Source organism: Herbaspirillum sp. WKF16, assembly GCF_028993615.1.
GTDB lineage: Bacteria > Pseudomonadota > Gammaproteobacteria > Burkholderiales > Burkholderiaceae_D > Herbaspirillum.
Window position 1 is genome coordinate 2647781 of sequence record NZ_CP118632.1, and the last position, 24019, is coordinate 2671799.

General features: G+C 68.6%; 14 protein-coding genes. 1 reads left to right on the forward strand and 13 read right to left on the reverse strand.

Annotated features, from left to right (window positions below; all coding sequences use genetic code 11):
* Positions 1 to 14 precede the first annotated feature (14 nt).
* The 12 genes from Herbaro_RS12075 to Herbaro_RS12130 form a co-directional block, all read right to left on the reverse strand.
* On the reverse strand, positions 15 to 2036 hold the full coding sequence (locus Herbaro_RS12075) for a hybrid sensor histidine kinase/response regulator (protein WP_275009876.1): 2022 nt from the start codon (positions 2034 to 2036) through the stop codon (positions 15 to 17).
* A gap of 6 nt (positions 2037 to 2042) precedes the next feature.
* Positions 2043 to 2495 (reverse strand): response regulator, encoded by a 453-nt coding sequence (locus Herbaro_RS12080; protein ID WP_275009877.1) that lies wholly within the window; start codon positions 2493 to 2495, stop codon positions 2043 to 2045.
* 51 nt (positions 2496 to 2546) lie between these two features.
* Positions 2547 to 4148 carry a sensor histidine kinase gene (locus Herbaro_RS12085; RefSeq protein ID WP_275009878.1) on the reverse strand — a complete coding sequence of 534 codons (1602 nt, stop codon included), beginning with the start codon at positions 4146 to 4148 and terminating at the stop codon, positions 2547 to 2549.
* 382 nt (positions 4149 to 4530) lie between these two features.
* Complete coding sequence (locus Herbaro_RS12090) at positions 4531 to 5073, reverse strand: hypothetical protein (protein WP_275009879.1); 543 nt, start codon at positions 5071 to 5073, stop codon at positions 4531 to 4533.
* A gap of 51 nt (positions 5074 to 5124) precedes the next feature.
* Positions 5125 to 6834, reverse strand: coding sequence for a glucose-6-phosphate isomerase (pgi, locus tag Herbaro_RS12095; protein ID WP_275009880.1), 1710 nt, complete (start codon positions 6832 to 6834; stop codon positions 5125 to 5127).
* Between the two features lie 321 nt (positions 6835 to 7155).
* Positions 7156 to 10230: a malto-oligosyltrehalose synthase gene (locus Herbaro_RS12100; protein WP_275009881.1), complete on the reverse strand. Its 3075-nt coding sequence runs from the start codon at positions 10228 to 10230 to the stop codon at positions 7156 to 7158.
* On the reverse strand, positions 10227 to 12515 hold the full coding sequence (malQ, locus tag Herbaro_RS12105) for a 4-alpha-glucanotransferase (protein WP_275014008.1): 2289 nt from the start codon (positions 12513 to 12515) through the stop codon (positions 10227 to 10229). The genes Herbaro_RS12100 and malQ overlap by 4 nt, the downstream gene beginning before the upstream one ends.
* An 8-nt stretch (positions 12516 to 12523) precedes the next feature.
* Positions 12524 to 14401, reverse strand: a complete 1878-nt coding sequence (gene treZ, locus Herbaro_RS12110; protein ID WP_275009882.1) for a malto-oligosyltrehalose trehalohydrolase — start codon at positions 14399 to 14401, stop codon at positions 12524 to 12526.
* Positions 14398 to 16656, reverse strand: a complete 2259-nt coding sequence (gene glgX / locus Herbaro_RS12115; RefSeq protein ID WP_275009883.1) for a glycogen debranching protein GlgX — start codon at positions 16654 to 16656, stop codon at positions 14398 to 14400. Before glgX ends, treZ begins: the two co-directional genes overlap by 4 nt.
* A gap of 1 nt (position 16657) precedes the next feature.
* Entirely contained in the window at positions 16658 to 18964 is a 2307-nt protein-coding gene (glgB, locus tag Herbaro_RS12120; protein WP_275009884.1) for a 1,4-alpha-glucan branching protein GlgB, read from the reverse strand.
* Between the two features lie 223 nt (positions 18965 to 19187).
* A complete protein-coding gene (gene glgA / locus Herbaro_RS12125) occupies positions 19188 to 20792 on the reverse strand; it encodes a glycogen synthase GlgA (RefSeq protein WP_275009885.1) in 1605 nt (534 codons plus the stop codon).
* Between the two features lie 696 nt (positions 20793 to 21488).
* Positions 21489 to 21716: a dodecin gene (locus tag Herbaro_RS12130; RefSeq protein WP_275009886.1), complete on the reverse strand. Its 228-nt coding sequence runs from the start codon at positions 21714 to 21716 to the stop codon at positions 21489 to 21491.
* Positions 21717 to 21993: 277 nt separating this feature from the next.
* Here Herbaro_RS12130 and Herbaro_RS12135 point away from each other — a divergent pair, with 277 nt between their 5' ends.
* Positions 21994 to 22176: a hypothetical protein gene (locus Herbaro_RS12135; RefSeq protein WP_275009887.1), complete on the forward strand. Its 183-nt coding sequence runs from the start codon at positions 21994 to 21996 to the stop codon at positions 22174 to 22176.
* Between the two features lie 215 nt (positions 22177 to 22391).
* Here the strand turns inward: Herbaro_RS12135 and norR are convergent, their stop codons facing one another.
* Positions 22392 to 23963: a nitric oxide reductase transcriptional regulator NorR gene (gene norR, locus Herbaro_RS12140; RefSeq protein ID WP_275009888.1), complete on the reverse strand. Its 1572-nt coding sequence runs from the start codon at positions 23961 to 23963 to the stop codon at positions 22392 to 22394.
* Between the last annotated feature and the right edge of the window lie 56 nt (positions 23964 to 24019).

Consider the following 24019-nt stretch of genomic DNA (forward strand, 5'->3'; position numbering starts at 1 on the left):
TGCCTGGCCGGGATTCAATTGATCATGTGCGAGCGGCTGCCCGTGCGTCCCGACAGCGCGGCGATCAGGAACAGCAGCTCCAGCGGGTCGACCGGCTTGGCGATGTGCGCCTGGAACCCCGCCATCAATGCGCGCCGCCTGTCCTCGGAGCGCGCCAGCGCGGTCAGCGCCGCCGCCGGCGTCATGGGCAGGCCGTCGTGCCGGCTGTCTTCCAGCGCGCGCAGGCTGCGCATGAAGTCGTAACCATCCTGGCCCGGCAGGCCGATATCGCTCACGATCACGTTGGGTCGCGTATGGCGAAACGCATCCAGCGCCTCGCCGGCGGTGCCTACCGCATCCACGGTGGCGCCGCGTTCTTCCAGCATGCGCTGCACCAGTTCGCGCGCGTCGACCTCGTCCTCCACCAGCAGGATATGCAACCCGGACAGTTCCGGCGGCTCCTCCGGCCCGTCCTCGCGCAGCAGGGTGGCCCCGCCCTCATCGCGCTGCACCGCGGCCTGCGGCAGCTGGATGCTGAAGGTCGCGCCCAGGCCGGGACCGGGGCTGGCGGCGCGCACCCGGCCGCCGTGCAACTCCACCAGCTGGCGCGTGATCGACAGCCCCAGCCCCAGGCCGGCGGCCACACGGCTGATGCTGGGATCTTCCTGGCTGAACCGGTCGAACACGCTGGGCAGGAATTCGGCCTTGATGCCCTGGCCGTTGTCGGCCACTTCCATCTCCACCTCGCCGCCGGACTCGCGCAACGCGACCGTGACGCGGCCCAGGCGCGGCGTGAACTTGATGGCGTTCATCAGCAGGTTCCAGGCCACCTGCTGCAAGCGCGAGGGGTCGCCCAGCACCTGCCCGACCGAATCGAAGTCGGCCACCAGTTCGATCTCCTTGGCGTCGGCGGCGGACTGCACGGAGGCGACGGCGTCGTCGATGACGGTCGCCATGTCGACGCGCTGCACGTCCAGCCGCAGCTTGCCGGAGAGGATGCGGCTCATGTCCAGCAGGTCCTCCACCATCTGCGCCTGCAGCTTGGCGTTGCGCTCGATCACCTGCAGGCCCTTCTGCAGCTTGGCGGCGTCGCCGGGATCGCGCAGCAGGTACTGGCTCCAGCCGATGATGGCGTTGAGCGGCGTGCGCAGCTCGTGCGAAAGCGTCGCCACGAATTCGTCCTTGACCCGCGTCATGCGCTCGGCCTCGGCGCGCGCGGCGCGCTCGGCCGCCAGCAGCATCTCACGATCGTGCTCGGCGCGCTTGAGGTCGTCGATGTCGGTGCAGGTGCCCAGCCATTTCAGCACGCGCCCTTCCGAGCACAGCAACGGCGCGCCGTTGCAGATGAACCAGCGGTAGCGGCCGTCTTGCCGGCGCAGCCGGAACTCCGCCAGGATCTGGCGATGGTCGCCGCTGCCGGCTTGCAGCAGCGTCTCGCGCGTGGCCGCGCGGTCGTCGGGATGCACCACGAGGTCGATCCAGCGCAGGCCCAGCTGCGGCTCCACGCCCACGCCGGTGTAGTCCAGCCATTGCTTGCTGAGGAAATCGAACTGGCCGTCGGGCAGGCACGACCACACCAGGTGCGGTATCGCTTCCGACACCATGCGGTAGTACTGCTCCTGCTGCAGCAGGCGCGCCGACTCTTCGGCCTGCCGCTGCAGGCGCAACTGGTTGAGCAGGCGATCGACCGCCTCCGGCAGGTAGTCGAGGTAATCGCTGGTCTTGGGCAGCACGTCGGAAACGCCGGCGCGCAGCGCCTCGATGATGCGCGGCTCGTCCGACACGCCCGACACCATGATGGCCGGGATATCGACGCCGGCGGCGCGCAGCGCGCGGAAGAAATCCAGGCCCGTGTCCAGCGCCTGCAAGTTGTAGTCGACGATCAGCAGGTCGGGAGGATCCTGCGCCACCGCCGCGCGCGCCGCGTCGGCATCGCCCACGGCGGTGACGCGGTGGCCATGCTTTTTCAGCACGCGGCTGGCCAGGGCCTGCAGGCCTTCGTCATCCTCCAGGATCAGGACATGCGCCGGCGCCGTGGCCGCTGCGGCTTCGCTCATTGCGTATCAACCCTTCTGGCCGGCGCCGTTGGCCGGCAGCTTGACCACCTGCAGGAAGAAGCCCAGGCGGCGCACCGCCTCGATGAAATCGTCGTACTCCACCGGCTTGGTGATGTAGACGTTGCAGCCGTATTCATAGCAGCGCTCGATCTCGCGCGGGTCGTCCGTGGTGGTCAGCATGATCACGGGGATGGCGGTGGTGGTGGCATCGCTCTTGAGCTGCTTCAACACCTCCACGCCGGTCACCCGGGGCATGTTCACATCCAGCAGCACCACCACCTGCTGCATGTCGGGGCGGCTGCCTGCACCGTTGAAAAAATAGTCCAGCGCCTCCTGGCCGTCCTTCAGGCGCAGGAAGCCGTTGACCAGCCCGGCGCGCCGCAGGTTCTTTTCCACCAGCAGCGCGTGCCCGTCGTCGTCCTCGACCAGGATGATATTTACGCTTTGTTCTGTCGCCATGATCGCTCCACTCGCATGTCGTGCCGTTTTGAAGATTGCCTTGCCTGAACCTCAGATCGTCGCCGGCTGCGCCGGCAGCGCCACGAAGAAGGTGGTGCCGATGCCCTCGGCCGACTCCACCCAGATCTTGCCGCCGTGCCGCTCCACCACGCGCTTGACCAGCGCCAGGCCGATGCCCTCGCCCTGCGCGACGTTGCCGTGCAGGCGCTGGAAGGCGGTGAACATCCGGCCCATGTGGCCGGCCGGAATGCCCAGGCCGTTGTCGCGCACGTAGTAGGTGTTCAAGCCCTCGCCGTCGCCGGCGCCGTCCACGCTCATGCAGCCGATTTCGATGCGGCCGGCGCGCTTGGGATCGAGGTAGTTGACCGCATTGCCCACCAGGTTGCCGAACACCTGCTCGATCGCCGTGGGGTCGCCCCAGGCCTGCGGCATGCCGGGCTGGATGCTGACTACCGCCTCGCGCGAACGGATGCTGCCGCTCATGGCGTCGACGATGCGTTGCGTCATGACGTTGATGTCCAGCATCACCTGCTGGTACTCCACCCGGCCCGCGCGCGACAGGCGCAGCATGGCGTCGATGATGCCGGCCGAACGGGTGACGGCGTTCTGGATGAAGCGCAGCGAAGTCGGCAGGTCGTCCTCGATCAGGGTGCGGATCTTCTCCGTCTTGGCTTCCGGCAGGTCGAGCTTCCCGACCTCCTCGCTCAGCTCCCGGGTGGAATGCGTGAGCTCCTTGCTGAAGCCCTGCAGGTTCACCAGCGGCGAGCGCAGGTCGTGCGAGACGCTGTAGATGAACATCTCGTTGTCCTGGGTCTGCTGACGCAGGTGGGTGTTGACCTCGGCCAGTTCGCCCGCGCGTTGCTCCACTTCCTCGCGGTAGGCCTGCGCCAGCCGGCTGGCTTCGATCAAGCGCTCGCCGGTGTTGTGCAGGACATTGTCGAGCATCGATATCTCATCGCTGCCGCGCACCCGCGCGGCCAGTTCGCGGCCGTCGGCCAGGCGCTGGGCATTGTCGGTCAGCACGGCGATGCGGGTGGAGATGTTGCGCGTGAAGGCATACGAGGCCATGCCGGCGGCCATGATCGAGCCCAGCACGGCCGCCATGAGCAGGATGGTCTGCGACTCGCGGGCGTCTTGCAGGTCTTCGTCGCGCTCGGCGCCGAGCTTGCGTTCATTGTCGATGAATTTATTGAGCCGCTCGCGGAAGTCGGCCAGGCGGTGCGGACCGCGTTCGTCGCGCAGCTGCAGCACCAGTTCGTCGCGCTTGCCGTTCTCCATGCGCTCGCGCGCGCTGTCGGCCCAGGCGCGATAGCTGGCGATCGACTGGCGCACCTCCTGTGCGACCCGGCTCTGCTCGGGATTGTCCGAGACCAGCTTTTCGAGTTCGCCCATCTTGATCTCGACGTCGGCCCACATCTCGGGACGGCTGATCGGCTTGGGATCGTTGACGATCACGGAATTGCGGATGCGCGACGACTCCAGCAGCATCGGCTCGCGCACCTCGGCGGCCTTGTTCATCACCATCGCGGAATGGGCGGTCCAGCGTTCGGCCTCCTCGGCGTCGGCCTGGGTCTTGAACAGCGACGCCAGCAGCAGCAGCTCGAACAAGCTCGGGATTGCAACGATCAGCAAACCTTTGGTCAATAATTTCATGTGCGTTCACCCGCCTCTGAACCAGCATGCCATGGATCGCGCGGATCGTTCGCCCGGCTTGCGGCATTGCGCCGCCGTGGCGCCGTCCGTGCGCGTCATCTTGTCATTTTTGCAGCGAGACCACCGGCGCCGTCTTGTTGTTATCGCCTTGTCATCGTGCTCGCCGTCGTTGCCGGCAGGCCGCTTTCCGGTAATCAATTATTACGGACGATTATAAACTCACAAGATGGGAATTACGCGCAACGGATGAGCTGTTTTTGTACCGTTTGCGCCAAAGATGAGCTGTGTCAGCCCGGCGCGGTAAACGCAAAAAGCCGGCCACGAAAGTGCCGGCAGAGAAGATCGGAGCAGGCGCCGGATGATGCCGCGCCCGGCGCGACGCTCAGGCGGCGATCAGCGCCGGCGGCGAGAGCGGATCGAAGTCCTCCCAGTCGCCGTCGCGGATGTGGCCCTGGTTGCGCTCGATGGCGTCGGCATGCAGCCGATGCAGCACCTCGATGGCGCGCCGTTCCTGCTCCTCGCCATACACTTCGACCGCCACCAGCATCCCGGCTTCGCGACGGCGCTGCGGATGGTCGGCGCTGTCCTCGGTCGCACCCAGCGTGCCGACCAGGCTGCCGAGATGGCCGCCCACCAGGACGCCCAGCGCCGGGCCCGCAGGCCCGCTCACGGGCGCGGCCGCCAGGCCCACCGCAGCACCGGCTGCGGCGCCCGCGGCGGCGCCGGCGGCCGCGCCACGGCCGGTATCCTCGGCGCCTGGCGATTTGTCGCGATCGCCGCCGACAGGAAAGGTGTCGTGCTGCCCGGCCGGGTTGACGAAGAAACTGCTGATGCCGCCGCGTTCGTAGCCGGCGACCAGCAATTCATCGACGGCATGCGTGGCTTCGTCCTGCAACTGGAAGCGCCCTGCGATGATGGTGCTCATGATGGTCTCCTCTTTATGCTCGTGTCCGCGCGCGCCCGCCGTGGGCGGCCTTCAGGCGGCCCTGGCTTGCAGGCGCCCGCCCTGCTCGGTCTTGCTGCCGCGATAGCGGCGGATCAGCGCGTTGGTGGAGCTGTCGTGGTGCAACGGCTGGCTGTGGTCGATCAACTGCTTGGCGGTGCGCTTGGCCAGCTGCTTGCCCAGCTCCACGCCCCATTGGTCGAAGGAGTCGACGTTCCAGATCACGCCCTGGGTAAATACGCTGTGCTCATACAGCGCCACCAGCGTGCCCAGGCTGTACGGGGTCAGCTGCTCGACCAGCATGCTGTTGCTGGGACGGTTGCCGTCGAACACGCGGTGCGGCACCAGTTCCTCGGCGGTGCCTTCCTCGCGCACCAGCTCGGCGCTCTTGCCGAACGCCAGCGCCTCCGATTGCGCGAACATGTTGGCCATCAGCAGCTCCTGCTGCTCGCCCAGCGGTTCCAGCGGCTGGCAGAAGCCGATGAAGTCGCACGGCACCAGCTGCGTGCCCTGGTGCAGCATCTGGTAGAAGGAATGCTGGCCGTTGATGCCGTTGTCGCCCCAGTAGACCGGCGAGGTCTGGTAGTCCACCGGCTCGCCGTTGACGGTGATGTGCTTGCCGTTGCTCTCCATGGTGAGCTGCTGCAGGTAGGACGGCAGGCTCTTGAGGTACTGGCTGTACGGCAGCACGGCCTGGCTGGCGGCGCCGAAGAAGCTGGTGTACCACACCGTGAGCAGGCCCAGGATCACCGGCAGGTTGCGCTCCGGCGGCGCGCTGCGGAAGTGCTCGTCCATCGCATGGAAGCCGCGCAGCAGCTCGCGGAAATTCTCGGGGCCGATGGCCACCATGGTCGACAGGCCGATCGCGCTGGTCAGCGAATAGCGGCCGCCGACCCAGTCCCAGAAGCCGAACATGTTGTCCGGATCGATGCCGAAGCGGGTGGCTTCCTCGATGTTGGTGGTGACGCCGGCGAAGTGACGCGCCACCGCCCGTTCATCGCCCAGCTGCGCCACCAGCCAGCGGCGCGCGGCGTTGGCGTTGGTGATGGTTTCCAGCGTGGTGAAGGTCTTGGAGCAGACGATGAACAGGGTCTGTTCGGCCGGCAGGCCGCGCACGGTTTCCTGCAGCGCGGCGCCGTCGACGTCGGACAGGAAGTGCAGGCTGATGTCGCGCTTGCTGTAGTGGCGCAGCGCCTCGCTGGCCATCATGGGGCCGAGGTCGGAGCCGCCGATGCCGATGTTGACCACGTGCCGGATCGGGCGGCCGGTGTGGCCCAGCCATTCGCCGGAACGCACCTGCCGGGCGAAGCGTTCCATGCGGCCCAGCACTTCCTGCACCTGGGCCACGACGTCCTCGCCGTCCACCACCAGGCGTTCGCCGGCGGGCTTGCGCAGCGCCGTGTGCAGCACCGCGCGCCCCTCCGTGTTGTTGATCTTGTCGCCGCGGAACATGGCCTCGATGCGGTCCTGCAAGCCGCACTGGCGCGCCAGCTGCATCAGCAGCGCCATGGTTTCGGAGGTGACCAGGTTCTTGGAGTAGTCGAGATAGATGCCCACGCCCTCGGCGCTCATGGTCTCGCCGCGCTTCTCGTTGGCGGCGAACAGCCGGCTCAGCTGGAAATGGCGGGCGCGGTCGCGGTAGTGTTCCTCCAGCGCAATCCAGGCGCTCTTCTTGGTGAGCGGTTCGCGCTGGGCGTAGATGAAGAGGGGTAGCTGGATGTCGCTGGCGGGCAAAGTCGTCATGGGTGCTGCTCCTTGTTCTTGATGTGGACGGCGGGGAACACGGCGGCCCTGCAGGCCGGACGTTCATGCCGCGATGCATCAAGCGCTTTTCCGGGCAGTTTTCCGCATCGCATCCGCATGGTTCCCGCTTCGCCATCTCGTGGCAGAAGGCTTGCCGGCGCGCCCCAACCCATGCGGGCGGGGCGTCAGGCTCGGGCCATGGTAGCGGCGGCAACAAGCGTGGAGCGATAGGACTGCCGCCCATTTCCGTGTAGGAAAAACGGAAATTGCTGCACTGCAATCAACGGATGCGGCGGCTGTCGCGCGGCGGCGACAAGGCCCTCAACCGTGCAGTTCGAGCAGCTCTACCGGCAGGCTGCCGAGGATCTCTGCCACCGCGATCTGGCCGCCCTGCTCGCCATCCGGCATGGCGCATTCCTCCAGCGCGCCGTGCCCGCTGGTGAGCGCGCTGCGCCAGCGCCGCACCGACTTGCCGTCGCCGTGCGAGAGCACGGCCGGAATGGCGATGCGGGTGTCGCCCCAGACGCCGGCGGACACCAACGGCAAGGCATCGTCGCGCGGCCCCTCGAAGTTCAGCAAGCGCCCCGCCAGGCGCGTGCAGACCACCAGCGCGGCATGCGGCGCGCCCTCCTCATCGCCGCCGGGCGGCAGGATGCGGGCGAAGGCGATGACGTGGCGCGCCAGCTTGCCATGGGTGGACAGCGGGATGTAGCCGCCGTTCCCGAACAGCTCGGCATGGCTGCGCCGATACTGCAGCACCGCGCGGATCAGCTGCAGCTTGGCGCCGCCGTTATGCCATTCGCGCAGCGACACCGGCCGGCTCACCGCATCGGCCAATCGGCGGATGCGCTGCGGGAAATCGACCGCGCTGCGGTTGTCGGGATCGACCAGGCTCAGGTCCCACAGCTCGGTGCCCTGGTAGAAATCGGGAATGCCGGGAGCGCACAGCTTGAGCATGGTCTGGCTCAGGCTGTTGACGGTGCCCAGCGGCGCCAGCCGGCGCACGAACTCCTCCAGCTCGACCAGGAAGGGATGATGGCGCGGGTCCAGCCCCGGATCGCACAGCAGCGCGCGCACGAAGCGTTCGCACGCCGCTTCGTAGTCCAGCTGCGGCGCCAGCCAGTCGCTGCGTCGCTTGCCCTCGCGCAGCGCCTTGCGCTGCCATTCGACCACGCGTTGCGCCAGCTGCTCCAGCGGACGCAGGTCGTCGTCGACGGCGCGCATGCCGTCCGGCCAGGCCCCGATCAGGGTCTGGTACAGCATGCATTCGTCGGCGGCGTCGATGGCGCCCTGCGCGCCGGCCGTGGCCTGCACGATGGGCGCATTCATGCTGCGCCAGTGGCGCAGCACCGTATGCCATTCCTCCGGGATCTCCGACAGCGCGGCCAGCCGCATGCGCGCATCCTCGCCGCGCTTGTGGTCATGGGTGGCGGTGGCCAGCAGGCTGTACGGCGCATGCGCGGCGCGCAGCGTGGCCAGGCGATGGAAGTCACGCACCGGCAGGGTCAGCTGTGAGGGATCGGAGCCGACCTCGTTGCGCGAAAGCAGGCGTCCGTAGCGATAGAAGGCGGTGTCCTCCACCGATTTGGCCGTCAGCGGCGGCGTGAGTTGCTGGAAGCGCGCGATGGCGCGCAGCTGCAGCGCGTGCCGATGCTCGTCGGCCACGTCGTGCAGCAGGTCGCCGCCCAGCCACCCCTCCACGACATGCAAGGCTGCATGGTCGGCCGCATGCAGCGTGGCGCCGGCGGCGATGGCGGCGCAGGCCAGCGTCTCGCGTTCGGCCGCGGGCATGCCGGCGGCGGTGGCGTAGGTGCGATACACCGGGAAATGCACCAGCAGCTCGGCCACGCTGCGGCGGATCGCCATCAGCGAGATATCGCGCGTCTGCACGGCGCTGCGCGCCAGCCGGTGCAGGCACAGCGTGAGCGCATTGAATTCGGCGGCGAAGTTGCGCACCAGGAAGCCGCGCCGCGCCTCGCGCACGATGGCGTCGAAATCGGCCAGCTCACAGCGCTGGCGGATCAGCGGCGCCGGCGTCGCTTGCGCCGCCGGCGCATCGCTGCGCTCCTGCTGGTCGGCGCGACCGGGAACCGGCGCCGGCTCCATCGGCGCGCCGCCCAGCTCGCCGACGATGTCGCGCCAGATATCGTCGAGCACCGGCTCGCCCTCGGGGTCGTGCAGCACGGCGGCGCATTGGTCCATGAATTCGTAGCCGGTAGTGCCGTCCAGTTCCCATTCGGGCGGCAGCCGCTCGTCGCGCGCCAGGATCTTCTCGGCGATGATCCAGGGCTCATGTCCGGCGCGCAGCGCGCGCAGGCGGCGGCGCAGCAGGCGGCAATAGCCGCCGGGGTCGGCCAGGCCGTCGATGTGGTCCAGCCGCACGCCGTCGATCAGGCCCTCGGCGTAGAGTCGGAAGATCTCGGCGTGCATGGCCTCGAACACTTCCTCGGTTTCCACCCGCATGCCGGCCAGCTCGCTGACTTCGAAGAAACGGCGCCAGTTGATCTCGTCGGCGGCGTTGCGCCAGAAGGCCAGCCGATAGTGCTGGCGCTCCAGCAACCGGTGCAGCGCCTCCCGACCCTGCGGCCGCTCCGCCGAAAAAGCGGCCAGCGCGGCATGGATGCCGGCCATGCCGTCGGCGTCCTGCGCCAGCGCGCGCAGCAGCGCCCAGCCGGCCGCCGCCTGCTGCCCGGCCGCAGGCCCGCCGGCGTCGAGCGCGCTGAACAGTGTGATCGCGTCTTGCAGGTGTGCGCTGCCGGCGCCCGCCAGCACCGTCGCGTAGTCGTACGGCGAGAGCGGAAAGTCCTGGTCGTGATGGACGATGTGCAGCTGCCCGTGCTGCTCGTCGAAGCGCAGCGCCAGCTCGCCGGCTTCCAGCGCGTCGGCATAGTGGCGACCCAGGAACGGCAGCAGCAGCTTGCCGGCCAGCGCCGGATCCGGGCTCTCCCAGTCGATGTCGAACCAGTCGGCGTAGCGGCTGCGACGGCCCCAGCGCAGCACGTCCTGCCACCAGGGGTTGTGCTTGCCCACCGCCATGTGGTTGGGGACGATGTCGACGATCAGGCCCATGCCATGCTCTTGCAATTGGCGGCACAGGATGCGCAGGCCCTTCTCGCCGCCCAGCTCGGGATTGACGCGGCCCGGATCGACCACATCGTAGCCGTGCGTGGAGCCGGGCCGCGCCACCAGGATGGGCGAAGCGTAGACATGACTCACGCCCAGCGTGTTGTAGTAGCCCACCAGCCCGGCCGCGTGCTCGAAGCGGAAGTCGCGGTTCAATTGCAGCCGCGCCGTGGCGCGCGGGACATCGCGCCGGCTTTGCCGCTGCGGCAGGCGATCCGCGGCTCTCTGCGCCAGGCGCTCGGCGCGGGCGTTCTCGCGGGTATCCAGGTTCATCTTGTCTCCAGGTGTGACTTGCGCTGTACGCCGCGCGCGCGGCGCAGCCGCTCCAGCCGGGCGCGCGCCTCGTAAGGGGCGAACAATTGCCCCACGTCTTCCGGCAGGCGCCGCCGCCAGTTGGGGTGCGGCTCGGTCAGGCCCGGCAGGTTGGGCTGCTGCGCCAGGCCGAGGATGTCTTCCACCGGCACCACCGCCAGCGGCGCCGGCGTGGCGGCGACGAACTCCAACGCCGCGTCCACCGCCGCGGCGCAGGACTGCAGCGACTGCGGCTGCTCGGGCTGTTCGCCGTTCTCGGCCATCGCATCGATTTCCTCTGCGGCGGCCTGCGGCGCCTCGCCGCTGGACAAGCCCTGTTCAAGGAAGCCCTGCCACAGGCGCTCCCGCTCAAGCGCGCGCTGCGCCAGCGCATCGGCCAGGCCGCGCTCGCCGTCGAGCTGGCCCAGGCGCGCGCGCCAGGCGATGTCGGCGCCGGCCCACCAGCCGGCCACCGTGGGCAGGTCGTGCGTGGTGGTGACGGCGATGGATTTGTCCGACCAGGCTTGCGGCGCCATGAAGCGCTCCTTCTCGCGCTGGAACCACAGCACCCGGATGCCGGCCACACCGGCATCGTCCAGCACCCGGTCGTAGCCGGGCGGCACGGTGCCGAGGTCTTCGCCGATCACCACCGAACGATGGCGCCAGGACTCCAGCGCGATCAGGCGCAGCATGTCCTGCAGCGGGTAGCGCACGTAGGCGCCGGCCTCGGCGCCCAGCGCGCTGGGCACCAGCCACAGCCGGTTCAGGCCCAGCACGTGATCGATGCGCACGCCGCCGCCCTGCGCGAACGAAGCGCGCAGCATTGCCAGGTAGCCCTGGTAGCCGCTGCGGCGCAAGGCCAGCGGCGAGAATGCGCCCAGGCCCCAGTTCTGTCCTTGCGGCGCCAGCAGGTCGGGCGGCGCGCCCACGGTCAGCCCGGCGGCGATCTCGCCCTGGTGGCTCCAGGCCTGGCTGCCGCCGTTGTCGGCGCCCACCGCCAGGTCGGCGATGAGGCCGATCGGCATGCCGGCCTCCTGCGCCCGCCGCTGCGCCTGCGCCAGGCCACGCGCGGCCTGCCATTGCAGGAACAGGTGGAAATCGATCTCGCCGCCCTGCTCGCGCGCGAACTGGCGCATCTGCGGCGTGTCCGGATCGCGCCCGGCCTCGCCCCAGCTGCGCCAGTCGCAGGCGCCGGCCAAACCTTGCAGCGAGCGTGCATGGCTGTACGCCTCGTAGAGCGCGTGCGCATGCAGCGCGCGGCCGCCGTCGAGCTTGAACGCGGCAAAGGCGGCCTGGCCTCCGCCCTCGCGCGCCGCCTCGATCTGGTGCAGCGCATACAGCCGGCGCAGCAGCGCCATGCGATGGGCGCCGGCGCGCTCCCAGTCGATCAGGCCGGCGCGTTGCAGGCGTTCGTGGCCGGAGATCATCTCCGGTCCGCCCTCGGCCAGCGCCTGGGCTTGCGCGGCCTCGCCCAGCACCGCCGCCGGGTCGACCAGCAAAGGATTCAGGAACAGCCGGCTGGATGGCGAATACGGACTGCTGCGACCCGGCTCGGCCGCGAACATCGCATGCACCGGCGACATCGCCAGCGCTGCGGCGCCGTAGCCGGCCGCGGCCTCGGCCAGCTCGGCCAGCGCGCTGAAGTGGCCGATGCCGCCGTCGCCATAGACCTTGCGCGCCGGCTTGAGGCTGTCGCTGCGCAGGCTGTAGAGCTGCGCCGACAAGGCCCAGCCGCGCTGCGCCCCGCCTTCGCGCAGCGCGTCGGCGATGGTGTAGCAGCGCGGCGGCGCGATCGCCAGCGTCAGGATGTGGCCGGCCACCAGCAGGCGGTGATAGCCCGCCAGCTCGATGGCCGGAATGCAGGGCGGACGCGAGAGGTCGCCCGAGATCAGCAGCGTCAGGCGCGCGCCGTTCTCCAGCTCGACGCGGCAGGACTGGCCGTGCAGGCGCGAGGACATCGGCAACTCCACCGGCTGGCGCTGCACGCCGGTGATCAGCGGCGGCAACTGGCCGACGGCCTGCTCGCGCTCCAGCAGCGCCAGGCTGTCGCGACAATCGGCGTCGCTCGCGCACGGCAGGCCCAACGCCTCCAGGATGGCGCGCTGCGCTTCATCGGAGACCTGCTGCGGCTGGTCGTAGGCATCGGTCCAGCGCACCGCGATGCCGGCGCGGGCGGCCAGCAGGTGCAAGGGTGTCTCGCTGGCCGGGGCGATCTGGGCCGGGCTTGCGGCCGGCGCACCATTGCGCGCCAGCGCGGCGCCTGTCATGGCATTCATCACAAACTCCCCATCGGTGCGGCCGGCTCGCGGATGGCCAGGATCGAATGGCCCGGGAAACCTCCCCCGGCCACGCCTTGCAACGCGCCGCCGCTGTCGAACAGCACGTCGGCGCCGGCCAGGCCGGCGGTCTCGGCCAATTGCTCCAGCGATCCGGTGAGGCCTTCTTCGGCCAGGTTGACGGTGATGTTGAGCACCGTGCGGTTTGAGAGCATCCAGCGCGCATGGACCGCCTTGGGCCCGATGGCGCGCGCCTCGATGGCGCGCGCGCCGCGCAGGAACGGCGTCACGTGCTGGGCGCGCAGGCGCAGCAAGTGGGCGACGCGCCCCATCTGCGCGGCCGCAGCCGGCGCCGGCCCCGGTTCCGGGATCGACGCCATGAAGGTGGAAAAACTGTTGGGGTCGGGCAAGCGATCCAGCAAGGTTTCGTCGGCGAACTGCGGGAAGCGTGCGAACTCGCGGCGCCGCCCTTCGCGCACCGCGCGCGCCAGCTCCTCGTTGCGGTGGCTGGTGAAATACAGGAAGGGCTGCTCGGCGCCGAACTCCTCGCCCATGAACAGCATCGGGACTTGCGGCGCCAGCAGCAGCAATGCCTGCGCCGCCCGCAGCGCCTGCGGATGCGCCAGCGTCGTCAGGCGCTCGCCGAAGGCGCGGTTGCCGATCTGGTCGTGGTTCTGCAGGAAGTTGACGAAGGCCGTCGGCGGCAAGCCGGCGCTGGGTTCGCCGCGCGACTCGCCCGAATACGGCGAGACCTCGCCCTGGTAGGCGAAGCCCTCCTTCAGGCAGCGCGCCAGGTGCTCGGCCGCGCCCTCGGCATAGGCGGCGTAGTAGCCGCCGGTCTCGCCGGTCAGCAGCACATGCAGCGCGTGGTGGGCGTCGTCGTTCCACTGCGCGTCGTAGAGCTGCGTGGCGCCTTCATCCGCATCGTCGCCGGCGGCGAAGCCGAGCAGGTGCGCGGCGTTGCCGTCATGTTCCAGCACCAGGTGCACGTGGCGCTGGCCGCCGATCTCGCGACGGATGCGGCGCCCCAGCTTTTCCAGCCACTGCGGCACGCAGATGGCGTGCACCGCGTCCAGGCGCAGGCCGTCGAAGCGGAATTCCTGCAGCCAGTACAAGGCGTTCTGGGTAAAGAAATCGTCCACCTCGGGGCGGCGGAAATCGATGGTGGCGCCCCATAGCGTATTCATGTCGTGCCGGAAGAAGGCCGGGGCGTAGCTGTTGAGATAGTTGCCGTCGGGGCCGAAGTGGTTGTATACCACGTCCAGGAACACCATCATGCCCAGGCCGTGGGCGGTATCGACCAGCGCCTTCAGTTGCTCCGGCGTGCCATAGGCGGCGTCAGGCGCGAACGGCAGCACCCCGTCGTAGCCCCAGTTGTGGGCGCCGGGAAACTCGCCCACCGGCATCAGCTCGACCGCGGTGATGCCCAGCTCGGCCAGCTCCGGCAGGCGCTGGCAGATGCCGGCAAAGCCGCCCATGGCGCCGGGATGCAGCTCGTAGAGCACCGCTTCATGCCATGGCCGTCCGGCCCAGTTGGGGTATTGCCATTGATAGGCGGCGGCATCGACCACCACGCTGGGATCGAAGACGTCGCCGGCCTGGCCGCGCGAGGCCGGGTCGGGCGCCACCAGCTCGCCATCGACCTGCGACATGAAGACGTAGCGATAACGGCTGCCGGGATCGCACTCGGTATCCAGCGAGAACCAGCCTTCGTCCTCGCCGTCGCTGCCCACCTCGGCCGACATTGGCACGCGGCCGCGACCGTCGATCTCCACCGCGACGGTCTTGGCGCCCGGCGCCCAGACACGGAAGCGCACCCTACCGGGCGCGGTCACCTGCGCGCCGAACGGCAGCGGCCAGGAAAATTGGGCGCTCATGCGCGTTCTCCCCATTCATTGCGGGCGATCCATTCATTGGCCGCCAGCGGATAGATCGACGACGACAGGTGCAAGGGACGGTTGGCGTACACCTGCAGGCTGTGCGCGGCCACCGTCACCTGCGCGCTGCCGGCCACGTTGACGTCGCCGCCGTCCTCCGGCATGCCGGTTTCACAGGCGGTGTCGAGCAGCAGGAAGTAGTTGCCCTTGACGTACGGGAAACTGAACTCGATGGCTTCATGGCCGGCATTGACGAAGATCAGCAGAACGTCCGGCACCGCCTCGGCCAGTTCGCTTGCGGTCTCGGTATTGGCGGCGTCGCTGATGCGCGAGCTCAGCTGCTTGTGCGGCTCCTGGCGCTTGCCGGCCAGCTGCAGCGTGATGGCGCGCGCCACCGGGTTGCGCCAGTCCTCTTCCGACACCGGGCGCGCCGCCTCATCGAACCAGGCCACGTCCTGCAGGCCCTCGGCTACCTTCTCCCTGCCGTGCAGGAAGTAGCTTGCGCGCAGCACCTCGAAGTCGCGCCGGATCGCTGTCAGGCGGCCGACGAAGGCGGTCAGCGCGGCGCCCTCGGGCGAGCGCGCGCGCTCCCAGTCGATCCAGGAGATCGGGTTGTCCTGGCAATAGGCATTGTTGTTGCCGCCCTGGCTGCGGTGGAATTCGTCGCCGGCCAGCAGCATCGGCGTGCCCTGCGCCAGCAGGGTCGAGGCCAGCATCGAGCGCTGGGCGCAGCCGCGCGCGGCCAGGATGGCGGCGTCCTCGGTATCGCCCTCGGCGCCCCAGTTGTAGCTGGCGTTGTCGTTGTGGCCGTCGTTGCCGTTCTCGCCATTGGCTTCGTTGTGCTTGCCGTTGTAGCTGACCAGGTCGCGCAGCGTGAAGCCGTCGTGCGAGGCGATGAAGTTGACCGAGGCCCAGGGCTTGCGGCGATTGTGCTCGAACAACTCGGCCGAGCCCAGCATGCGCTGGGCAAAGCCGCCGCGCATGGCCTCATCGCCCTTCCAGAACTTGCGGATGTCGTCGCGGAACTTGTCGTTCCACTCGGCGAAGCGCGCCGGGTGGTTGCCCAGCTGGTAGCCGCCGGGGCCGATGTCCCAGGGCTCGGAGATCAGCTTCAGGCGCGACAGCACCGGATCCTGCAGCAACGCGTCGAAGAAGCCCGAGCCGGGATCGAAGCCGCCCGGTTCGCGCCCCAGCGTGGAGCCGAGGTCGAAACGGAAGCCATCGATGTGGAAGGACTGCGCCCAGTAGCGCAGCGAGTCCATCACCATCTGCAGCACGCGCGGATGCGACAGGTTGAGCGTGTTGCCGCAACCGGTGTCGTTGATGTGATAGCGCTCCTGCCCGGGCAGGAGGCGGAAGTAGCTGGCGTTGTCCAGCCCGCGGAACGACAGCGTCGGCCCCAGCTCGCTGCCGCAGCTGGTGTGGTTGTAGACCACGTCGAGGATGACCTCGATGCCGGCGCTGTGCAGCCGGCGCACCGCCATGCGCAGCTCGTTGGGGTCGCCGGTGGACATGTAGGACGGCTCGGGCGCGAAGTAGCCCAGCGTGCTGTAGCCCCAGTAGTTGGACAGCCCCCGCTCGACCAGGAAGCTGTCCTGCAGGAAGGAATGGATCGGCATCAGCTCCAGCGTGGTCACGCCCAGCCGCAGCAGGTGGTCGATGAAGGCCGGGTCGGCCAGCGCGGCGAAGGTGCCGCGCTCATGCGGCAGCAGGTCCTCGCGCATGCGCGAGATGCCGCGCACGTGGGCCTCGTAGATCACCGTCTTGTTCCACGGCACCTGCGGCAGGCGGTCGTGCTCCCAGACGAAGGCGTCCTCGGCGACCATCGCCTTGGGCATGGCGGCGGCGCTGTCGCGGCGGTCGAACGAGAGATCGGCGCGCGGCGAATGCAGGCGGTAGCCGTACAGCGCATCGGTCCAGCGCACCTGCCCCACCAGCCGCTTGGCATACGGATCCAGCAGCAGCTTGTGCGGATTGAAGCGATGCCCCTTGTTGGGCTCGTAGGGACCATGGGCGCGATAGCCGTACACCAGGCCGGGCGAGGCGCCCGGCAGGTAGCCGTGCCATACCTCGTCGGTGCATTCGGGCAGCGGGATGCGCTTCAACTCGCGCTTGCCGGAAGGATCGAACAGGCACAGGTCGATACGGGTGGCGTGCGCCGAGAACACGGCGAAATTCACGCCCAGGCCATCGGAGCTTGCGCCCAGCGGATAAGGCTGCCCCGGCAGCAGGCGATCGGGAAAGGCGACGCTCATCTCAAGCCTCCCGGCGCAGGATCAGGGTGGACAGCGGCGGCAGCGTCAGCTCCAGCGAAGCGGCATGACCATGCCAGGCGAACGGCACGGCGCGCACCGTGCCCATGTTGCCGTTGTTGCTGCCGCCATAGGCCGCGGCGTCGGTGTTGAGGATCTCGCGCCAGATGCCGTTGTGGCCGGGCGCCAGCGGCGGCACGCCGATGCGGTAGTTCTCGCGCGGCACCGGCGTCATGTTGACCACCACCAGCACCGGCGCGGCGTTGTCGGCAAAGCGGAAGAACGCAAACACGCTGTTGACGCTGTCGTCGCCCACCGCCCAGGCGAAGCCGTCGGCGCTGCAATCGCGCTGGTGCAGCGCCGGCTCGCGCCGGTAGAGCTGGTTCAGGTCGCCCACCAGGGCCTGCAGCTGGCGGTGGCCGGCCGGATGGCCACCGTGCTCGTCGAGCAGGTGCCAGGGCGGAGAGCAGTCGTGGTCGAACTCCTCCTGCTGGCCGAACTCGCTGCCCATGAACAGCAGCTTCTTGCCGGGATGCGCCCACATGAAGCCGTAGTAGGCGCGCAGGTTGGCGAAGCGCCGCCATTCGTCGCCCGGCATCTTGTTGAGCAAGGCGCGCTTGCCGTGCACCACCTCGTCGTGCGAGATCGGCAGGATGAAGTTCTCGGAGAAGGCGTACAGCAGCCCGAAGGTCATGTCGTGATGGTGATAGCGGCGGAACAGGGGGTCGTACTGCATGTAGCGCAGGGTGTCGTTCATCCAGCCCATGTTCCACTTGTAGTTGAAACCCAGGCCGTGATGGTCGCCCTCGTGCTTGATCTCGGAGGTGACGCCGGGCCAGGAGGTCGACTCCTCGGCGATCATCAGCGCGCCCGGGCAGCGTTCGGCCACCACGCCGTTGAGCTCGCGCAAGAAGGCTACCGCCTCCAGGTTCTCGCGCCCGCCGTGGATATTGGGTACCCACTCGCCGGACTTGCGGCTGTAGTCGCGGTAAAGCATCGAGGCCACCGCGTCCACGCGCAGTCCGTCGACATGGAAATGCTCCAGCCATTCCAGCGCGCTGGCGATCAGGAAGCCGCGCACCTCGTTACGGCCGAGGTTGAAGATCAGGGTGTTCCAGTCCTGGTGGAAGCCCTCGCGCGGATCGGCATGCTCGTAGAGCGCGGTGCCGTCGAACTGGGCCAGGCCGTGCTGGTCGCTGGGGAAATGCGCCGGCACCCAGTCCAGCAGCACGCCCAGGCCGGCCTGGTGGCAACGGTCGACGAAGGCGGCAAAGCGCTCCGGCTTGCCGAAGCGCGCGCTGGGCGCAAACATGCTGATCGGCTGGTAGCCCCAGGAGCCGCCGAAGGGATGCTCCATCACCGGCATGAGCTCGATGTGGGTGAACCCGAGGCCCACCACATAAGGAATCAATTGCTCGGCCAGCTCATCCCAGCTGAGGTTGCGCGCGCCCTCTTCCGGCACCCGTCGCCATGAGGCCGGATGCACTTCGTAGATGGACATCGGCGCGGACAACGACTGGCGCTCGCGGCGCCGCGCCATCCACTCCTGGTCGCCCCAGTCGTAATCGCGCGCATCGGCCACCACCGAAGCGGTGGCCGGCGGCAGCTCGGTGGCGCGCGCCACCGGGTCGGCCTTCAACGGCAGCAGCACGCCGTCGCGACCGAGGATTTCATACTTGTAGACGTCGCCCGGGCCGATGCGCGGGATGAACAGCTCCCATACGCCCGACTCATGGCGCAGGCGCATCACGTGGCGCCGGCCGTCCCACTGGTTGAAGTCGCCCACCACCGAGACGCGCTCGGCATTGGGCGCCCACACTGCGAAGCGGGTGCCGGGCACGCCGTCGATCTCCAGCGCACGCGCGCCCAGGCAATCGGCCAGTTGGCGATGGCGGCCTTCGCGCAGCAGGTGCAGGTCGAGCTCGCCCAGCAGCAGGCCGAAGGCATAGGGGTCTTCGGTGGACTGCACGCTGACGCTGCCGTCGTTCTCGCGCCAGTCGATCTCCAGCACATACGGGACGGCATGGGTGTGGCGCTCCAGGCCGACCACCGCGCCGACGAACAGGCCGCTGTCCTCGCCGCCGCGTCCGGCCTGCTGCTCCAGCTTGCCCAGCAGGCGGCCGCTGGCGCGGCACATCACGCGCACCGCCGCCGCGCCGGGTTGGAAGGTGCGGATGGCGGCAACGCCGCCCTCGCCTTCGCCGTCGGTCAGCCAGCGCAGGCCGAGCAAGGCGAACGGTTGCGACAGGCGCCCTTCCAGCAGCGCGCGGGTCAACGCCTGCTCTTGCGCCGGGAGGACGCTGTTCTTCATGGGAAGGGAATGAATGGCGCCCGATGGGGATGCGGCGCCGGAAGATGGTGGCGGTTCCACTGTTTCGCGATAGGCCATGCCGGACATGCAGGTTCCTGTTCTTGTTGTCGATGTTGATCAAGCGCCGGCGCGCGCCGTGGCCACGCGCCAGCAAAAACCGCCGCCAGCCGCGCCGCAGGGCGCGCCTGGCGGCGGCGGTCTTTCTTTCCGCCCCGGAGGTAGGTCAGGCGGCCGCCACCGAGGACGCGCCGCCGACCACGCCGGCGATGGCCGCGGCAATCGCCGCAGCCGGACGCGCCATGCGATCGGCGTTGCTGACCGGGCGCTCGACCGCAGTCACCGGCGCGCTGCGCGGCCGCGCGAACAGCGGGCGCACCGCCATGTCGGCTACGTGCGCGTAGGCATCGATATAGGCCTGGGTCGGACCGGACCAGTCGCAATCGACGCTCATGGCGTTGCGCTGGATGGCTTGCCAGCGACGGGTGTCGGCGTACAGCTCGAAGGCGCGGGCGACGGCGTCCTGCATGTCGGCGACCGTCTCGCCGTCGAACAGCACGCCGGTGGCGTTGGCCGGATCGAGCCCGGCGTCGCGCACGGTGTCGACCAGGCCGCCCACGCGCGAGCCGATCGGGATGGCGCCGTAGCGCATGGCGTAGATCGGGGTCAGGCCGTACGGCTCGAAGCGGGTCGGGTGCAGCAGCATGTCGCTACCGGCATGCAGCGCGTGGGCGCGCCGCTCGTCGTAGCCGATGTGCACGCCGACGCGGCCGGGATAGCGCTCGGCCAGGGCCAGGAAGCCCTCTTCGTATTCGCGCTCGCCGCAGCCCAGCACCACCACTTGGAGGCGCTCATGGCGCGCCAGGATGCCCGGCAGCGACGCCAGCACGACATCGGCCATCTTCTGGTGCGAGATGCGGCTGCCGATGCCCAGCACCGGCGCGAACGGGTCGGCCGGGGTCAGCCCGAACAGCTTTTGCAGGTCGCGCTTGCAGACCGCCTTGCCCTTCATGTGGCCGACGCTGAAATTGCGCGCGATCAGCGTATCGTCGGCCGGATTCCAAAGCTCGGCGTCGATGGCGTTGGGGATGGCGCGCAGGTCCAGCTTGCGGAACGAGAGCACGCCGTCCATGCCGCAGCCGAAACGCTGCGTCATGATTTCATGCGCGTAATTGCGGCTCACGGTGGAGACGCAATCCGAGAAGCGGATGCCGGCCTTGAGGAAGGACAGCTTGCCCCAGTACTCGACGCCGTCGCCGGTCAGCAAGTGTTGGGGGATGCCGACCTGCTCGGCCCAGCGCAGGTCGAAGTTGCCCTGGAAGGCCAGGTTGTGGATGGTCAGCATGGTGCCGATGTGATCCAGCCCGCGCAACTTCAGCAGGCATGGGATCAGGCCGGCGTGCCAGTCGTTGGCATGCACCACGTGCGGCGCCGGCAGGCTGGTCTCGCCGGCGCAGATCGCCACTGCGGCATGCGACAGGTCGGCAAAGCACAGCGCGTTGTCGTTGAACTCGACACCGTCGTGGTCGAGATAGGGATTGGCGCCGCGCTGGCGGAAACGCGCCGTGTCCAGCAGCAGCGCCGGCACGTCGGTGCCGGGAATGACCCCGCGCAGCAGCCGTCCGGCGCCGCCGGGCAAGCCGTTCTTGAGGCCGACCTGGGAAGTTTCGCCAAGGTTGCGAACCGCTTCGGGATAGGCCGGCATGAGAATGCTGGCATCGATGCCGGCTTTGCGCAGAGACACCGCGAGCGCGGTGATGACGTCCGCCAGGCCGCCAGTCTTGACGAGTGGCACGGCCTCGGAACTGACTAACAGAACTCGAGCTTGCAAGATAATCCCCTAAATGTCGAAAGCACCTGAGATGGAAAGCACGCTGTGATGATGGTCGCCGGCAGACTTCAGCAACGTTCCCTGGGCGCCGGGGCTTGATCCGCTGGCGGGCATGGGGGAGACGTCGACGAGTCCTGTGTTTTTTTATTGCGACTGGAAATTCTTGTGCGCCGATGGTTGACGTTATAGCGGTTGCCGCCGGGCACTCACTATCGGACAGCAGCCCGACATGGCGTAGGATGAATCCTACTGTTGCATCGCGGCGAACCCTTGCTGGAAGCGGCATTGCGCGATACGGACGAACGCCCTGCGCGAACCGGCGGCAAAGACTCCACTGCGTGTCCTTGTCGTGTCCTCACCCTGGAAAACCGGATCGCCTGAACGGCGACCGCTTGCCTCGTCCCTTCCGGCGACGCGTGCATTCCCATGCGCATGGCGGCGTTGCGCCGCAGCGTGAAAGCGGTGGGCGCGCCGTATTCCCCGTCTGTTCCTGCCGGCCGGCGTCGCTGCTTTCGCGCTTGTTCATAGTTAATCAGCGATGTCCAACGTGCGCAAATTGAGCTTGCCTATGCGGCCGGCCGCCCTATTGGATGCCTGTATCGCTCGTCCATGGCGCGCCGGCGCCGGCCGCGCCGCGAGCCGATGCGCACCGATGGGCTGGCCGCATGGATGAGCTTCATGGATGAGCTGCCGGGATCAGGCCTCGACGCGGAAGCCGACGCGCAGGCTCACCTGGAAATGGCCGATGTTGCCGTTCTCGACATGGCCGCGGCATTCGGTAACTTCGAACCAGTCGACGTGCTTGACCGTCTTGACGACATCGGCGATGGCGTTGCGGATGGCTTCGTCGCTGCCCTTGGGTGAGGTGCCGACCACCTCGATGACCTTGTAGGTGCTGGAATCGTCCTGCTTGCGTTCGCTCATGGGAATCTCCTTCGCATCGGAAAGTATGGAGCTTCCATCCTAGGGAAAACCCTGCGCGCCTCCCATCGGCCGCGCGCGACTATCGGTGTAGGAAGGCATGCGGGGAAGCGGAGAGAACGTCTTTTCCGGCGGGCAATTGCCGTGTGTCCTACACGGAAATAGGACTGAAACCGATATTGCAGCGCAACGCGAACGCATAAGGTTCAGCCAACAGGTCGTCCTTGCGACGGCCCCGGCCCCGGGCCGGCACGACATTTTCATCGCTTTGGAGATCATCATGCCGCAACTCAATCACGGAGGCATCGCCACACCACAACAACAAGCGCAGGCCCAGGCCGCCAACGATACGGCCGAGGACCTGCAGCACGTCAACGACGATGCGGCGGCGGCGCGCCACCTGACTGCCATCCGCATCCGCGGTCAGCTGGCCGATGCGGAAAACCAGGCGCCGCAGGCCTGAGACGCGCCGCAACGCACCACAAGTTTCAAGCAGGAGATGTGGAGACAGGCCAAGGACCCAGGTCCGACAGCCGCGACAACGACAGCCCCGGGCATCGACCCGGTGCGAACGGATCAGGACAGGCTTGACGGCCTGTCCTGATTTTTTTTGTGCGGCTTCGCCGCAATCTTTGCAAGACGGCTTCATCGAAGCAGCGTCCCTCGCCTCACCTCACCTCACTTCAGCCCCAGGCGCTTGGCCAGCCGCGCCAGATTGGCCCGGTCCAAGCCCAGCTCGCGCGCGGCGGCAGCCAGGTTGCCGGCATTGCGCGCCAGGCTCTCGCCCACCAGCTCGCGCTCATAGCGCGCGAGCGCGTCGCGCAGGTTCACCGCCTGGGCGGGCGAAGGCGCGGATGTCGCCGCCTGGTTTGCCGTTTGCGCAATGCCGTCCTGTCCATGCAATTCAAGCGCCTGCGCATCCAGCGTGAGGATGCTCGGGCGCGTCTTGTGCCCGGCCAGCGCGCGCAAGGCGCTGCGGCCAACCAGGTGCTCCAGTTCGCGGATGTTGCCGGGCCAGGCATAGTCCAGCAGCGCGCGCTGGGCGTCGGCCGCCAGGCGCAGGCTGGAGAGGCCCAGCCGCGCGCGATTCTCTTCCAGGAAGAAGCCGGCCAGCAGCAGCACGTCGCGCCCGCGCTCGCGCAGCGGCGGCACCCGGATCGGGAACACCGAGAGACGATGGTAGAAGTCGGCGCGAAAACGCCCCTGCTTCACCTCATCGGCCAGGTCGCGGTTGGTGGCGGCGATCAGGCGCACGTCCACGCGATGCTCGCGGTCGGAGCCGACCCGCTGCAGCTGCCCGCTCTGCAAGACGCGCAGCAGCTTGGCCTGCACCGCCAGCGGCAACTCCCCCACCTCATCGAGGAACAGCGTGCCGCCGTCGGCCATCTCGAACTTGCCGCGCCGGTCGGCCACCGCGCCGGAGAAGGCGCCGCGCACGTGGCCGAACAGTTCGCTCTCCACCAGCGTATCGGGCAAGGCCGCGCAGTTCAGGCTGATCATCGGCTTGCGCGCGCGCGGCGAGGCGGCGTGCAGCGCATGCGCTACCAGCTCCTTGCCGGTGCCGGTCTCGCCGGTGACCAGCACCGTCATGTCGCTGGGCGCGGCCATGCGGATCTCCTGCATCAGCTGCAGGTGGGCCGGGCTCTGGCCGATCAGCTCGCGCTTGCCGCGGCTCTCCTCCAGCCCCAGCCGGTAGGCCTCGGCGCGCTGGCGCTCCTGCTCACCGGCGGCCGAGAGTCCGTCGATGCGTTCGGCGACGTTGACGGTGGCCGCCGCCAGGTCGGCGAAGGCCCGCAGCGACGCCATGTCGACGCTGTCGAAGCGGCCCGCGCCCAGGGCGTCCAGCGTCACCAGCCCCCAGGGGCGGCCGTTGACGGTCAGCGCGCAACCCATGCAGTCGTGCACTTCCAGTTCGCCGTGCGCGTCGTTGAGGCCGTCGACCAGGCCGTCGTAGGGATCGGGCAGCGGCGAGTCGGCGGGGAAGCGCGTCGGCGCCGCATTGGCCAGCAGCGCGGCGAAGCGCGGATGCTCGGCCACCCGGAAGCGCCGGCCCAGGGTGTCGCCCGACAGGCCGTCGATGGCCATCGGCACCAGCAGGTCGCCGTCCAGCCGCAGCAGCGCCGCGGCGTCGCAGGGGAACAGCGCGCGCATGGTCTGCAGCAGGCGGCGGTAGCGCTCCCGGTCGTCGATCTCACGCGAGAGATCGGCCACCAGGGGGAGCAAGGCGTCAAGCAGGTTTCTTGAAGTCATTTCGACTCTATTCAATATCGATGAGGGTCATTATGACACGGTTAATTTGACTTCAT

What these genes read in the sequence shown, in the direction of transcription:
- Herbaro_RS12075 (WP_275009876.1), bottom strand. Translation starts at nt 2,036, where the DNA reads ATGAGCGAAGCCGCAGCGGCCACGGCGCCGGCGCATGTCCTGATCCTG.
- Herbaro_RS12080 (WP_275009877.1), bottom strand. Translation starts at nt 2,495, where the DNA reads ATGGCGACAGAACAAAGCGTAAATATCATCCTGGTCGAGGACGACGAC.
- Herbaro_RS12085 (WP_275009878.1), bottom strand. Translation starts at nt 4,148, where the DNA reads ATGAAATTATTGACCAAAGGTTTGCTGATCGTTGCAATCCCGAGCTTG.
- Herbaro_RS12090 (WP_275009879.1), bottom strand. Translation starts at nt 5,073, where the DNA reads ATGAGCACCATCATCGCAGGGCGCTTCCAGTTGCAGGACGAAGCCACG.
- pgi (WP_275009880.1), bottom strand. Translation starts at nt 6,834, where the DNA reads ATGACGACTTTGCCCGCCAGCGACATCCAGCTACCCCTCTTCATCTAC.
- Herbaro_RS12100 (WP_275009881.1), bottom strand. Translation starts at nt 10,230, where the DNA reads ATGAACCTGGATACCCGCGAGAACGCCCGCGCCGAGCGCCTGGCGCAG.
- malQ (WP_275014008.1), bottom strand. Translation starts at nt 12,515, where the DNA reads ATGACAGGCGCCGCGCTGGCGCGCAATGGTGCGCCGGCCGCAAGCCCG.
- treZ (WP_275009882.1), bottom strand. Translation starts at nt 14,401, where the DNA reads ATGAGCGCCCAATTTTCCTGGCCGCTGCCGTTCGGCGCGCAGGTGACC.
- glgX (WP_275009883.1), bottom strand. Translation starts at nt 16,656, where the DNA reads ATGAGCGTCGCCTTTCCCGATCGCCTGCTGCCGGGGCAGCCTTATCCG.
- glgB (WP_275009884.1), bottom strand. Translation starts at nt 18,964, where the DNA reads ATGAAGAACAGCGTCCTCCCGGCGCAAGAGCAGGCGTTGACCCGCGCG.
- Herbaro_RS12130 (WP_275009886.1), bottom strand. Translation starts at nt 21,716, where the DNA reads ATGAGCGAACGCAAGCAGGACGATTCCAGCACCTACAAGGTCATCGAG.
- Herbaro_RS12135 (WP_275009887.1), top strand. Translation starts at nt 21,994, where the DNA reads ATGCCGCAACTCAATCACGGAGGCATCGCCACACCACAACAACAAGCG.
- norR (WP_275009888.1), bottom strand. Translation starts at nt 23,963, where the DNA reads ATGACTTCAAGAAACCTGCTTGACGCCTTGCTCCCCCTGGTGGCCGAT.